The organism is Streptomyces sp. WZ-12, assembly GCF_028898845.1.
Lineage (GTDB): Bacteria > Actinomycetota > Actinomycetes > Streptomycetales > Streptomycetaceae > Streptomyces.
Genome location: NZ_CP118574.1, coordinates 4,805,227 through 4,818,202, shown reverse-complemented (window position 1 = coordinate 4,818,202; position 12,976 = coordinate 4,805,227). Strand labels below are relative to the sequence as shown.

Annotated in this window: 15 protein-coding genes, 1 tRNA gene and 1 pseudogene; 15 read left to right on the top strand and 2 right to left on the bottom strand. The window is 73.4% G+C overall.

Annotated features, from left to right (window positions below; all coding sequences use genetic code 11):
• Window positions 1–43: 43 nt before the first annotated feature.
• The 3 genes from PV796_RS20810 to PV796_RS20800 all read left to right on the top strand — a co-directional run bounded on the left by PV796_RS20810 (window position 44) and on the right by PV796_RS20800 (window position 2,148).
• On the top strand, window positions 44–283 hold the full coding sequence (locus PV796_RS20810) for an acyl carrier protein (protein WP_274914816.1): 240 nt from the start codon (window positions 44–46) through the stop codon (window positions 281–283).
• Window positions 280–1,530, top strand: a complete 1,251-nt coding sequence (locus PV796_RS20805; RefSeq protein ID WP_274914815.1) for a beta-ketoacyl-[acyl-carrier-protein] synthase family protein — start codon at window positions 280–282, stop codon at window positions 1,528–1,530. The genes PV796_RS20810 and PV796_RS20805 overlap by 4 nt, the downstream gene beginning before the upstream one ends.
• Window positions 1,531–1,650: 120 nt before the next feature.
• On the top strand, window positions 1,651–2,148 hold the full coding sequence (locus PV796_RS20800) for an SRPBCC family protein (RefSeq protein ID WP_274919153.1): 498 nt from the start codon (window positions 1,651–1,653) through the stop codon (window positions 2,146–2,148).
• On the opposite strand, the gene PV796_RS20795 is transcribed toward PV796_RS20800, so the two are convergent.
• A complete protein-coding gene (locus tag PV796_RS20795; RefSeq protein WP_274914814.1) occupies window positions 2,108–2,857 on the bottom strand; it encodes a hypothetical protein in 750 nt (249 codons plus the stop codon). The two genes, PV796_RS20800 and PV796_RS20795, sit on opposite strands and share 41 nt — an antisense overlap.
• A gap of 201 nt (window positions 2,858–3,058) precedes the next feature.
• Here PV796_RS20795 and PV796_RS20790 point away from each other — a divergent pair.
• From PV796_RS20790 to PV796_RS20755, 8 genes are all read left to right on the top strand, one after another.
• Window positions 3,059–3,145: transfer RNA gene (locus PV796_RS20790), tRNA-Cys, on the top strand.
• 202 nt (window positions 3,146–3,347) lie between these two features.
• The gene (locus PV796_RS20785; RefSeq protein ID WP_274914813.1) at window positions 3,348–4,028 is read left to right on the top strand and encodes a class I SAM-dependent methyltransferase; all 681 of its coding nucleotides are present in this window, start codon (window positions 3,348–3,350) and stop codon (window positions 4,026–4,028) included.
• 23 nt (window positions 4,029–4,051) lie between these two features.
• A complete protein-coding gene (locus PV796_RS20780) occupies window positions 4,052–5,479 on the top strand; it encodes a cytochrome P450 (RefSeq protein ID WP_274914812.1) in 1,428 nt (475 codons plus the stop codon).
• Window positions 5,480–5,543: 64 nt separating this feature from the next.
• Window positions 5,544–6,563, top strand: a complete 1,020-nt coding sequence (locus PV796_RS20775) for a hypothetical protein (protein ID WP_274914810.1) — start codon at window positions 5,544–5,546, stop codon at window positions 6,561–6,563.
• Window positions 6,560–6,709, top strand: a complete 150-nt coding sequence (locus PV796_RS20770; protein WP_274914809.1) for a hypothetical protein — start codon at window positions 6,560–6,562, stop codon at window positions 6,707–6,709. Before PV796_RS20775 ends, PV796_RS20770 begins: the two co-directional genes overlap by 4 nt.
• Window positions 6,710–6,789: 80 nt before the next feature.
• Window positions 6,790–7,281: an SRPBCC family protein gene (locus PV796_RS20765; protein WP_274914808.1), complete on the top strand. Its 492-nt coding sequence runs from the start codon at window positions 6,790–6,792 to the stop codon at window positions 7,279–7,281.
• Window positions 7,282–7,389: 108 nt separating this feature from the next.
• On the top strand, window positions 7,390–7,977 hold the full coding sequence (locus PV796_RS20760) for a flavin reductase family protein (RefSeq protein ID WP_274914807.1): 588 nt from the start codon (window positions 7,390–7,392) through the stop codon (window positions 7,975–7,977).
• The gene (locus PV796_RS20755) at window positions 7,974–9,311 is read left to right on the top strand and encodes an NAD(P)/FAD-dependent oxidoreductase (RefSeq protein WP_274914806.1); all 1,338 of its coding nucleotides are present in this window, start codon (window positions 7,974–7,976) and stop codon (window positions 9,309–9,311) included. Before PV796_RS20760 ends, PV796_RS20755 begins: the two co-directional genes overlap by 4 nt.
• Before the next feature lie 53 nt (window positions 9,312–9,364).
• On the opposite strand, the gene PV796_RS20750 is transcribed toward PV796_RS20755, so the two are convergent.
• Window positions 9,365–9,754, bottom strand: a complete 390-nt coding sequence (locus tag PV796_RS20750; RefSeq protein ID WP_274914805.1) for a hypothetical protein — start codon at window positions 9,752–9,754, stop codon at window positions 9,365–9,367.
• Window positions 9,755–9,844: 90 nt separating this feature from the next.
• On the opposite strand from PV796_RS20750, the gene PV796_RS20745 reads away from it, so the two are divergent.
• The 4 genes and pseudogenes from PV796_RS20745 (at window position 9,845) to PV796_RS20735 (ending at window position 12,850) form a co-directional block, all read left to right on the top strand.
• Entirely contained in the window at window positions 9,845–10,657 is an 813-nt protein-coding gene (locus PV796_RS20745; protein ID WP_274914804.1) for an AraC family transcriptional regulator, read from the top strand.
• A 335-nt stretch (window positions 10,658–10,992) separates the two neighbouring features.
• Window positions 10,993–11,754 (top strand): AfsR/SARP family transcriptional regulator, encoded by a 762-nt coding sequence (locus tag PV796_RS20740; protein ID WP_274914803.1) that lies wholly within the window; start codon window positions 10,993–10,995, stop codon window positions 11,752–11,754.
• Between the two features lie 265 nt (window positions 11,755–12,019).
• Window positions 12,020–12,262, top strand: a pseudogene (locus PV796_RS42395) (transcriptional regulator); the annotation flags it as partial.
• A 33-nt stretch (window positions 12,263–12,295) separates the two neighbouring features.
• Entirely contained in the window at window positions 12,296–12,850 is a 555-nt protein-coding gene (locus tag PV796_RS20735) for an AfsR/SARP family transcriptional regulator (RefSeq protein WP_274914802.1), read from the top strand.
• The last annotated feature ends 126 nt before the right edge of the window (window positions 12,851–12,976 follow it).

Sequence of the window (12,976 nt, the reverse complement as noted above, 5' to 3'; positions counted from 1 at the left end):
GCCACGGTCCGCACGGGCCGCCCAACAACTTACGGAGCCAGTCATGAGCAACGTCTACGACCGTCTGGTCAAGCTGATCGCCGAGGGGTTCGGGTTGGAGCCGGGCGAGCTCAACCCGGACGACACGCTGGGGGGTCTGGAGATGGACTCGCTCGCGCTGGTCGAGCTGACCGTCGCCGTCGAGGACGAGTTCGGGGTCGCGCTGACCAACGAGGAGGTCGGCCCGGACGCCACGTTGGCCCGGGCCGCCGAGTGCATCGAGCAGAAGATGGACCCGGCGTGACGGGGGAACGGAGCGGGGGCCGCCGGCGGTTCGACGCGGCCGTCACCGGACTCGGCATGATGACCCCGGCCGGGAAGGGGACCGCCGCTTCCTGGGAGGGCATCAGGCGGGGCGCCGGCACGGAGGCCGTCAGGGTGCCCGAACTCGTCGGCATCGCCCCCGAGTTCGTCTGCCAGGTCCCCGACTTCGATCCGGTCGCCGTCGTGGGCCGGCGCCGGGCCGGGCAGTTCGACCGCTCCAGCCTGCTGCTGCTGGCCGCCGCGATGGAGGCGGTGGCCGACGCGGGCCTGGACCCGCAGAGCTGGGACGGCACCCGGGTCGGCGTGGTGATCGGCAACGGGATCGGCGGCGCCGAGACCTGGGAGGCCCAGCACCGGCGGCTGCTGGAGCGGGGGCCGCGCCGGGTCTCCCCCCGGCTCATCCCCATGCTCTCGCCCAACATGGCCGCGGGCTATGTGTCGTTGGAGTTCGGCGCGCGCGGCCCGTCGCTGGTGACGGCGACCGCCTGCGCCTCGGGCACGACCGCCATCGGGACGGCCCGTGAACTGCTGCGGTCCGGGGCCTGCGACGTGGTGATCACCGGGGGCGCGGAGGCCCCGCTGACGCCCTCGCTGGTCACCGGGTTCCAGCAGATGGGCGCGCTCTCCGGACGCGGCGACGACATCCGTGCCGCCTCGCGTCCCTTCGACGCCGACCGGGACGGCTTCGTCGCCGCCGAGGGCGCCGCCGTCCTGGTCCTGGAGCGGGCCCGGGACGCCCGGGCCCGCGGCGCCCGGATCCGGGCGATGGTCAGCGGCTACGGCGCCTCCGCCGACGCCTACCACCCGACCGCCCCGGACCCGGAGTGCACGGGCGCCTCGCTCGCGCTGCGGGCCGCGCTCCGGGACGCCGGCATCGGCCCGGGCGAGGTGGACCACGTCAACGCGCACGGCACCGCGACCCGGATCAACGACGCCACCGAGGCCCGGCTGATCCGCCAGGTCCTCGGGGACCGGCCCCTGGTCACCTCCGTCAAGGGGGTGACCGGGCACTCGCTCTCCGCGGCCGGGGCGATCGAGGCGGCGGCGTCCGCACTCACGCTGCAGGACTCCTTCGTCCCGCCGACCGCCAACCTGGAGAGCCTGGACCCCGAGATCGAGCTGGAGGTGGTGGCCAAGGAGGGCCGCTGGACGCCGGCCGAGGTGGTCGTCAGCAACTCCTTCGGCTTCGGCGGGCAGAACGCGGTGCTGCTGCTCACCCGGGCCTGACCCGCGCCCGCCCCTCCGCCATCCTGTCCGCTGACACCACACCGCCACGACGGGCCGAACCGGACGCCGCGCAGCCGAGCCGGCGTGTGCTTCGCCCCAGGAGGGAGCCGACAGTTGTCGGTGACACGTCGCTGGGAGATCGAGGAGAGCGTCTTCATCGAGGCCGCTCCGGAGCAGGTGTACGCCGCGGTGGCCGACGTGCGGTCGATGGGGCGGTGGAGCCCGGAGTGCCGGGCGGTGCGCGGGGTGCCGCCCGGCCCGGTTGCCGTCGGCGCCCGTTTCCTCGGCCTCAACCGCAAGGGCGCGTTCGTGTGGTTCACCTCGTGCCGGGTGACCGACGCCGTGCCGGGCGAGGCGTTCGCCTTCCGGGTGAGCACCTTCGGGCTCCCGGTGGCCCTGTGGGGCTACCGGTTCGCCGCGGAGGCCGGCGGCGCCCGGGTGACCGAGCACTGGCGGGACCTGCGCACCGGCCGGCGCGGCGCGCTCGCCGCGCTGCTCGGCAGGGTCTTCACCGGCACCCGGCCCGACCGTCGCCACCTCGCCAACCGGGCCGGGATGCGCGCCACCCTCGGCCGGCTCAAGCAGACGCTGGAGGGCCGGGAGGGCCGGGTTCTCTAGCGTCAACTGCCTTGGTTTCGCGGCGTGTTCGGTCACCCAGCGCCCGCACCACCGCCGCCGCCGTCACCGCGTGCCCCCGACTGTTCAGTGCCGTACCGGTGCTGCCCCACACCTCGGCCGCTGCCCCCGGAGGGCCGGCCGAGAGGTCCACGTGCAGGGCCCCGTGCCGCAGGGCGAGGGTCCGCGACTGCCTGGTGCGGGCCCGCTGCCGGGCCCGCACCGCCGCCGTGTCCGCCCCCCGCGCCGCGGGCGCGTGCGCCAGGTCGAAGGGGTCCACCCACAGCACGTCGTAGCCGCGCTCGCGCAACGGGGCGATGATCCGGACGAGTTCCGTCCGCACGGCGCCGGCGTCGAGACCGGGCCGCAGCAGATCGTGTCCGGTCAGATGGACCACCGCCAGGTCGCCGCCGAAGGCCAACGCCTCCGGCACCTGCCGCGAGCGCACCTCGGCAACCTGCCGCGCCTGGCCGCCCAGCAGATCGAGACAGGCCGCCCCGGGCGCCACCTCCCGCAGCGCGCCCGCGACCCGCGCGGTCCACGGCGTCCCGTCGTAGCCGACGACCCGCTCCGGGCGCCGCCCCGCCCGGCCGTCGCCGAGCACCACCATCCGGCGCCAGCGCACTCCGGTCAGCAGCCGTCGCGCCTCGCCCGCACCGAGACAACTGGGGTCGTCCCGCTCCCCCTTGGCGGCTATCGGTGGTTCCAGCACCAGGCTTCTCCCTCGTCGCGGCCGATCCGTGCAGCGCCGGCCCGCGGGTCGGCGCTGCGCTGCGCGACTCCCTCTTACTCCTGTCCCGGCCGTTGATGCCAGTGATCCGGGCATCTCAGGACCGTCTCAGTCAAATGTCAGGGGGCCTCGGCAGAATCGTGTTCACCGGCGAGCGGGCAAGCAGTGCGCGGCTCGCCGAGAGGAGAGGTACCCGAAGCGGCCCAACGGGGTGCCGGGGCAACCTGGTTCGGGCGAAAGTCCTCGCAGGTTCGAATCCTGCCCTCTCCGCATCGGCCCTCCGGGACGGACCGCCAAGGCCCGTCCCGGAGGGCCGGAACGCGCCACGGTCCCGCCGCCGGCGCACCGGGACGACGACGGCCACGGGCCGGACCCGTCCGCCGGTGCCGTTGCCGGCCGGGAATCCCGGCGGCCCTTCTCGCGCCGTCGGCCAGGGACGCCTGCCAACCCGCAAGCCGCGAAGGGATCCCGGATGATCGGCTCGCTCCTGAAGAAACCCCTGGAAGTCGTCGAGGCGAACTTCCGGCAACCCAACGGCACGGCCGGGCAGCTCGTCGGCCACCTGATGACCCTTCAGCACCGCTCGTTGACGGTGTGGGCGATCGAGCACATGGACGTGCGCCGCTCCCAGCGGGTCCTGGACGTGGGATGCGGCGGCGGAATGGCGGTCAGGCTGCTGTCCGAGCGGACGCCGCGGGGCTTCGTCGCGGGCGTCGACTACTCGATGGACATGGTCAGTCAGGCCGTGCGGCGCAACGCGGACGCCATCGCCCGCAACCGCGTCGAGATCCGGCACGGCGACTCCGCCGCGCTGCCCTACGACGACGCCAGCTTCGACCACGTGAGCGCCGTCGAGACCTTCTACTTCTGGCCCGACCCGATGCGCGGCCTCGCCGAGGCCCACCGGGTGCTGCGGCCGGGCGGACAGGTGGCGATCACCCTGGAGATGAGCCGGGAGGCGGCGGCCGACCCCTCGCTGCTCCAGCGGTTCTTCGGCCGGCGGTTCACCGAGCGCTCGGAGCGGGACGGACTGCACATCCTGTCCGGCTCCGAGCTGGCCGGGAAGCTGTCCGAGGCCGGCTTCAAGGACGTCCGGTTCGTCGCCGAGCCGCGCCGCTCGCTCGGCTGGGTCTGCGCCCTCGGGCGCAAGTGACGGGCGCGGAGAGGACATTGGCGATGACATCGGGGCAACGACCGGGCGGACCCGCACCGGAGGCCGGCGGCCTGCCGCTGCTGGGCAACGTCGTGGACTTCCGCAGGGACATCCTGGACGCCCTGCACCAGGGCTGGCAGGCACACGGCGACCTGGTCCGCTACCGGCTGGGGACCGTCGTCGTACACGGCGTCTCCAGCCCCGAGTTGGCCGGGGAGGTGCTCACCGACAGCGCGACCTACGGCAAGCTCGGCCCGGACAACCCGCTCCGGCTCATCCTCGGCGAGGGGCTGCTCACCAGCGACGACCACGAGAGCTGGATGCGCAACCGCCGCATGATGCAGCCGATTTACTCCAAGCAGGCGCTCTCGGGGATGTACCGCGCCATGGTGGACTCCGTGGCCGAGCAGCTGACGCACATGGCCCGCGCCTATCCGTCCGGGGCCGAGGTCGACGTGCACGGCGAGATGATGCGGGTCACGTTGGACATCGTCAGCCGCTGCATGTTCAGCACCGACGTCAGCCGGACCCGCGACAAGCTCAGCCCCGAGGCCGTGGACGTGGCCGTCAACTACGCCTTCGACCGGCTGCAGAACCCGTTCAGCCCGCCCACCGCCTGGCCCACCCCCCGCAACCGGCGCTTCCAGCGCGTGATGGCGGGCCTCGACGGGATGATGTACGGCCTCATCGAGGAGCGCCGGGCGGCCGGCGTCCCCGAGGGCGGCGCCAACGACCTGCTCGACATGCTGCTCGCCGCCCGGGACGCGGACACCGGGGAGGGGATGACCGACCGCGAGCTGCGGGACGAGATCATCACCACCTTCGCGGCCGGCCACGAGACCACCGCCGTCACCCTCACCTGGGCCTTCTACCTGCTCTCCCAACACCGGCAGGTGCTGCGCCGGGCGCAGGAGGAGGTGGACCGGGAGCTCGGGGACCGGATGCCTGACGTGGAAGACCTGCAGCGGATGCCGTACCTGCTGCAGATCTTCGAGGAGGCGCTGCGGATGTACCCCTCGGCGCCCATCGTGCCGCGGCTGACGCTCAAGGACACCGTGCTCGGCGGCCACCACGTGCCGAAGGGCTCCCGGATCATGGTCGACCTGTTCAACATCCACCGTCACCCTGACCATTGGGACGATCCGGAGCGCTTCGACCCCGACCACTTCACCGCGGCGCGCAGGAAGGGCCGTTACCGCTTCGCGTACCTGCCCTTCGGCGCCGGCCCGCACCTGTGCATCGGCAAGCACTTCGCGCTGCTGGAGGCGCACCTGCTGCTGGCCGCGCTGATCCGGCGGTACGACTTCCGGCACATCCCGTCCCACCGGGTGGTGAACCACGCGACCATCACCCTGCGGCCCAAGTACGGCATGGCCATGACGCTGCACGAGCGCCACCGCGCCCGGCGGACCGCGGCCGTACCGGCCACCGCAGGCACCCCGACGGACTGACCGGCCGACCGACCGCCCCATCACCTGTGTCCGCGCGCTGCGGCAGACCGGAGGAGACGGATCCATGCACATCGACTACACCACCGCCGACGCGAACACCCTCAACCGCACGTTCTACCGGCCCGGGCAGCGCGAGGGGCACTACGAGAGCTTCTACCAGCGCGGCAACCACCCCACGGAGCCGAGGGCGTTCTGGATCCGGTACACCATCTTCAGCCCGACGGGGATGCCCGAGGCGGCCATCGGTGAGCTGTGGGCGATCTACTTCGACGGGGTCACCGGGGAGCACGTGGTGGCCAAGGAGGAGTACCCGATCGCCGAGTGCGCCTTCGACCGGGACACCTTCAGCGCCCGGATCGGCGACCGGGTGCTCGAACCGGGTGCCCTGCGGGGCGAGGCGGTGGGCACCAACGCCAGGATCGCCTGGGACCTGAGCTACAAGGGCGACGAGCCGCCGCTGCTGCTGCTGTCGCCGAAGATGTACACCGGCGGCTTCCCCAAGGCCAAGAACCTGGTGGGGGTGCCGCTCGCGGAGTACGACGGCACCCTCACCGTGGACGGCCGGACCGTCGAGATCGACGGCTGGACCGGCAGCCAGTGCCACAACTGGGGCAGCCGGCACACGGATTACTACGCCTTCGGCCAGGTCGCCGGCTTCGACGACGCCCCCGACAGCTTCCTGGAGATCGTCACCGGACGCACCCGGATCGCCGGCCCGGTGACCACCCCGATGGTGACCTTCGCGGTCCTGCGCCACGAGGAGCGGGAGTACCCGCTGGTGTCGCTGCGTCAGGCGCTCGCGGCCAAGGCCGACTTCGGCTACTTCTACTGGAACTTCGCCGGCGGCGACGACACCGTCGCCATCCGCGGGCGCTTCGACGCCCGGCCCGAGCACTTCGTGGGGCTGAACTACTACAACCCGCCGGGCGGCATCAAGCACTGCCTCAACACCAAGATCGCAAGCTGTGAGTTGACCCTCACCAACAAGATCACCGGGCGCACCGACCGGCTCCGGACGGGCCACCGCGCGTTGATGGAGATCCTCACCGACGACCGCACGCACGGAATCGCGATGCGTGCATGACCCGGCTCGCGGACGCGCTCAGCGGCGGCGGCCGGTACGTCACGGGCGCGCCCCCGCGGGCCGCCGCCGGGCGGTCGACCCACGGCTTCGAGGGCCGTGGCGCCGGTCCTCTCACCCCCGTCGTCAAGGACGCCGGCCGCGGTTGACGGCCCGCGGGAACCGGTGGCTGCCCGGCCGGAGATCCCGCGCCCGGCGAGAACCCCCTGACTTCGAAAGAGGTGACACGGTGCGTGAACCGATGGCCGGGCCCGCGGTGGCCGAACGGCTGACCGTCGAGGTGCCGCCCGAGACCGCCTGGGCGGCCGTCAGCGATGTGCGGCGGATGGGCGAGTGGAGCCCGGAGTGCCGGGGGGCCTGGCTCCTCGGGGGTGGCGTCCCCTTGCCTCCGGGGGCCCGCTTCCTCGGCCGCAACCGCGCTTCCTGGCTGCCGTGGGTGACCCTGTGCCGGGTGGTCGCGGCCGTCCCCGGCGAGGTGTTCGCCTTCGACGTCAGCTTCTTCGGCGTGCCGCTGTCCCGTTGGACCTACCGCTTCACCGCGGTGCCCGGTGGCTGCGAGGTCACCGAGGAGTGGCACGACCGCCGCCGCGGGCTGCCCGGCCGGCTGCTCACGGCCACCGCCCCGCTGCTCACCGGAGTGGTACGGCGGCGCGACCGCAACCGGCTCACCTCCCGCGCCACCCTCGTCGCCCTGCGCAACGCGCTCGAAGCGGGGCGATGACCCCAACGCCCGCGGCGCCGGCCCCCGGTGGCCCCCACCGGACGGCCCGGCGCAGGAGAGACCCCGAACCGGAACGCCACCTGACGGATTCCAGAAAGGAGCCCCGTGATGCGCCAGGCCACCGCCGGAGCACTGACCGGTGAGCCGACCGCGGCCGTGCCCGCCCCCCTCACCGCGCCGGAAGCCGGGGCGGCGGCCTGCCGGGACTTCTACGCCACGCTGGCGTCCGGCGTGACGGTGGTGACCACGCAGGGCCCGGACGGACCGGCCGGCAGCACCGCCTCGGCGGTCACCTCGCTCTCCGCCGACCCGCCCCTGCTCCTGGTCTGCCTGGGCACCGGCTCGCGCACCCTGGCCGCGATCGAGGCGGAGGGCCGGTTCGCCGTCAATCTGCTGCGCCAGTCGCAGCGGGCGCGCGCGGAACTCTTCGCGGACCCCCGGGCCGGCTCCGCCGAGCGGTTCGCCTCGGTGCGCCACCGGCGGGTGCTCACCGTGCCCGTGCTCCAGGACAGCCTCGGCTGGTCGGTCTGCCTGACGGAGGACCTGCGCCGCTACGGCGACCACTGCCTGGTGGTGGGCCGGCTCGCGGCGGTGAGCACGGCCGCCGGGCGCCCCCTGCTCTGGCACGGCAGGTCCTTCCACGCCCTCGCCGACCCCGCCGGGCCCGAGCACCGACCGCCGTTGGAGGAAGCATGACCAGGCCGCCGGCCGGCCGCCCCTGTTGGCCGGGCCCCGCCCCCGACCCCACGGCGCCCCCCGGCGCGGAGCCGGCCGCGCCGCCCCGGGTGCGCGGCGTGGTCGACGCGGACGTGACCGTGGTCGGTGCCGGGCTCGCCGGGCTCTCCACCGCCTACCACCTGGCCGACCACGACCCGTCGCTGGACGTCCTGGTCGTCGACGCCGAGGGCCCCGCCGCGGGCGCGAGCGGACGCGGCACCGGACTGCTCGGACCGCGGGTCGGCCCACCCGTCGACCGGGCGGTCGCGCGCTTCGGCCCGGACACCGCCCGCCGGATGCACCGGGCCAGCGTCGACGCGGTCGAGCAGGTCATCGAGTTGTGCGCCCGGCTGGGGGTGACGACCACCGTCCGCACGGGCGAACAGGTGGTGGCCACCCGCACCGCCGACGGACTGGCCGCGCTCGCCCGACAGTCCGCCGCCTACCGCGAGTTGGGCCTGGACGTGCCGGTCCTGACCGCGGCGGAGATCCGCGACCGGCTGGACGTGCCCTACCACGCCGGACTCCGCTACCGCGCCGCCGCCCTCGACCCGTCGGCGCTCACCGGGGCCCTGGCGCGCGCCTGCGCCGCCAAGGGCGTCCGCTTCCTGGGCAACAGCCGGCTGCTGGCCCTGCGGCCCGGCCGGACCGCGGCCGAGACCCACCTCGCCTTCCCCGGCGGCACGGTGCGCACCCGCAAGGCGGTGCTGGCCGTCAACGCGGCGGCGGGGGAGCTCAACCTCCCCGTCGGAACGGTGCTGCCGCTGCTCGTCCACGCCCTCGCCACCGAACCGCTGCCGGACGCGGCCCGCGCGGCGTTCGCCGGCCGGGGCGACTGCGCGCTGATCGACGCCCACCCGCTGGCGCCGTACTTCCGACTCACCCCCGACGGACGGCTGGTGCTCGGCGGCGGCAGACCGCTGCTCGCGCCGGTGGCCGACGACGCGGGCGCGGCGGCGGTGTGGGCCTGGTTGGAGGAGCGGCTGCGCCGGTTGCATCCGGCGCTCGCCGAGGTCGAGGTGAGCCACCGCTGGGCCGGGCAGATCGGGATGACCGCCGACGGGCTGCCGGTGGTCGGCCCGCTCACCGGCCACCCCGACGTCTGGTACGTGGGCGGCTGCTGCGGCCACGGCCTGGCCATGTCGGTGGCGCACGGCGCCCACGTGGCACGGGCGTTGACCGACGGTGCGCCCGCAAGGCTGCCCTGGCACCGCTCCCGCGCTCCCCGGCTCCCCCTCCCCCGACCGGCCCGGCCGGCGCTGAGCGCCGCGCTGGGCCTGATGGCACGGGGCGCCCGCAGGGCGGCGGCCTGACCGCGTCGCGCCCGCCCCCGGAAGGGCGGGCGCGACGGCTCCGTTGAGTCCGCTCAGGCGTGCTTGCGCCAGAGGAGGACCGCGGCCACCGCGAGCAGCACGACGGCCGCGATGTCGATGCGGGCGACCCGCATCGTGGCGCCGTTGAGCGCGGGCGTGGCGTAGGCGAACAGCAGGAAGGTGCCCATGCTGACCCCGCCGGCGGTCATCGCGGGCACCCGCAGCGACGGGATGAACGCCGCGCACAGCAGGCCGATGCCGACCAGCGCCAGCAGCACCGCGCGGTGCCGCAGCAACAGCACCAGGTCGGGGCTGTCGCCTCCGTCGACGGCGACCCCGTAGGCGGTGCCGATCCGGGACGGGGCCACCGCCACGAAGCCGGGCAGCAGGTTGATCGCGCCCACGATGAACAGCAGCGCGGCGGTGAGGCGTTCGGTCGTCATGACGAAAGTCGTTCCGTTCTCGGACGGTGCGCGGCCGGGGCCGTGCGGCACGGCGGACAGGGGGCTGACCTCAGCGGCTAGCATGCCCGCATGCGACCCGCGCCGCTTTCAGAAACGTGCTGCGACCAGGCCGCGTTGTGGCTGTGGCCCGGTCAAGCCCTGTATCTCGGCCCCGCGTTGGGGCTGGGCTTCCACTCCGGTGCGGTGAGCTGTCTGGCGGTGGGCGTCGACGGGGACTTCACGATCGAGCTGGAGCACGGCCCCCGCCACCGGGCCCGTACGGCCCTGGTGGCGGCCCGGGTGCGGCACCGCATCGTCGCCGGGGAGACCCGGATGGCCTTCTGCTACCTCGACCCGGCGTCGGAGCGGGAGCGGGCCTGCCGCCGGCTGATGGGCGGCGGCGCCGAACTGGCCCTGGGGCACGAGCGGGGGGCCGAACTGGTGCGGACGGCCGCGTCGTTGGACGGGGACGCACCGCTCGCCCAGGTCCGGCGCTGGCTGGACCTGACCGGCCCGGACGGGCTCGACGGCACCCGGGACCCGCGCATCCTCATGGCCACCGCCTGGCTGGACGGGCCGCTCGGGCAGCGGGTCGCGGCCCAGGACCTGGCCGCCGAGGCCGGCCTCTCCGTCTCGGCGTTCCTGCGGCTGTTCCGCGCGCAGACTGGCACCACCTTCCGCCGCTACCGACTGTGGACCCGGATGCTGCGGGTGGCCGAACTGCTCGGCACCTGGCCCGACTTGAGCACCGCGGCCGTGGAGGCGGGGTTCGCCAGCCCGTCCCACTTCAGCAGCGCCTTCCACGCGATGTTCGGCCTGCGCCCCAGCACCCTGTTCTCCCGGCGCACGGTGATCAGCGCCGTCGGCCGGCCGGCGGAGGAGTCGACCTCGTCCGCGGTCTGAGCGAGGGCCGGGCCGGCACCGGGCACGAAAGCGAAAACCACCGTCGCCGATAAGCGGCGCTCCCCGCCCCGGCCCACGACAAGTCGAAGACAAGAAACGTGGGTCAAGATGCGTTCATCTATGTGCCACCGCTTCGGGGGGAAGCTGGAGGGCTGGCACCCAGGATACTGACCAGTAACGCGCCGCGCGAGGCGCGGCAATATCCCGCGGCACGATGAGCACTTGAGGCCAATGGGCGGCGCGCACCCGCCGCCCCGCTTCGGACGCATTCTGTCGAGGACTTCTCTTCTCTTGCGTGGTTGGCTGGCAGTCAGCGCTTCATGAAGGAGAATTTCGTGGAAATCAAGCTCCTCGGCCCCTTAGAGGTATGCGAAGAAGGGGTGTTCCTCCGAATCCCCGGGGAGAAACTAAGGTCCGTCATCGCCGTCCTCGCCCTGTCGCCCGGGCGTCCGGTGTCCCGGCATGTCCTGATCGACGAATTGTGGGGGGAAACGCCGCCCAGAAACGCCGAGAATTCACTGCACGGTCACATCGCACGGCTCCGCCGCGTGCTCGCGGCCGGCAGCGGAAAGCCCGAACTACGGGACGTCATAGCGACCTCACCCTCCGGATACGCCCTGATCGGGACGGACATCGAGGTCGATGCCGTCCGCTTCGCGGAACTCGTCCAACGGGCCGAAACCCTGGGCGACGGGAGGCCGGCGGAGGCCGCCGCGCTGCTCACCGAAGCGACCCATCTCTGGCGCGGTCCGGCGCTGGTGGACACCGGACAGGGCGACACCTGTCGAATGGCCTTCAGCCGGCTCCAGCAAACCCGGATCACCGCCTCCGAGAAACTCTTCGACTTAAGGCTCCGGCTCGGCCAACACCTTTCGATCCTCTCCGAGTTGGAGCACCTGCACGCCATGTACCCGTTCCACGAGCGGTTCTGCGCCCAGCTCATCACCGCGCTCTACCGCTCCGGCCGGCAGGCGGACGCGCTGGACGCCTACAGCCAGATGTCCGAGCGGCTCTCCCACAGCCTGGGCCTCGACCCCGGCCGCGACCTGCAGAGCAAGTTCTACGGGATTCTGCGCCAGGACCCGGCGCTGCTCTGAGGGGCGCCCCTCGCCCGCGGGCGACGCCGGCCGCCGCAAGGCGCTCTGCCGCCGGGCAACGCGGCACGTTCCGAAGACCGGGGAAAACGGCGCCCGTTCGGCATTGACGGGGAACCAAAAAGGCTATCGGGAGCGTCCGCGCGAGCGGCTCGTAGCGGAGTGCGTGAATTCTCTGGAGAAGATGTGAATACCGGTGCTGCACCGAGCTAGCTCGATGCTTCAAAGATCTACTAGCATCTAGTCATCGACCTGAAATTCGCGCGACGTGATCGGGGGCCACGTGTCTACTTTCGAGTTCGGGCTGCTGGGACCGTTGGCCGCGCACTCTCGCGACGGGGTCCTGAGACTCGGCCCCCCGAAACGGCGTGCGCTTCTGATCCGGCTGTTACTCGGACGGGGGCACGCTATTCCGCTGGAGTCCCTGTGTGAGGACCTGTGGCCCAACCGCCATACCCGGGGGGCCGTTTCCTCCGTCCACGCCCACATCAGCAGACTCCGCGACACACTGGAGCCCGGGCGGGCCCGGCGAGGGGACGCGAGCGTGCTGGTCCGCGAGCCCGGAGGCTACGCCCTGCGGGTGCCCCCGGAGGCCCTGGACGTCTTCCGCTTCGAGCGGAAGCTGGGCCACGCCCGGCGGCGGCTGGACGAGGGGCAGGTCGCGGCGGCGCACCAGGAGGTCGTCGCGGCACTCGCCCTGTGGCGGGGGGCACCGCTCGCCGAGGCGGCGGACTACCCGTTCGCCTCGCAGGAGATCGCCCGGCTTGAGGAAGCGCACATGCTGGGACGGGAGTTGATGGTGACCGTCCTGATCAAGGAGGGGAATCTGGAGGAGGCGGTCCTGTCGGCCGAGGAGCTCGCCGCCCGCACGCCGCTGCGCGAGGTCGCCTGGGAGCTGCTGATCTACGCGCTGTACCAGTCGGGCCGGCCCGCCGTGGCCCTGCACCGGTACGCGAAACTGCGCGAGTTCCTCATGGACGAACTCGGCATCGCCCCCGGCCCGCGGTTGCAGCGGCTGCAGTCCGTGATCCTGCGGCAGGAGGACACCCCGCTGGACACCGCCTGCGCCCCGCCCTCCAGGCGCCAACTCCTGCCCTAGGCCGCCCGGGAGAGGCCGGCCTCCCGCGAACACCGCTGCGCACGGCCAGACTTGGCGCGCCGCGGACGGGCCCCCCGGACCGCTCGGCGGCGGTGGGGCCGGGGTCCGGCGGCATCGGGGGCCCGC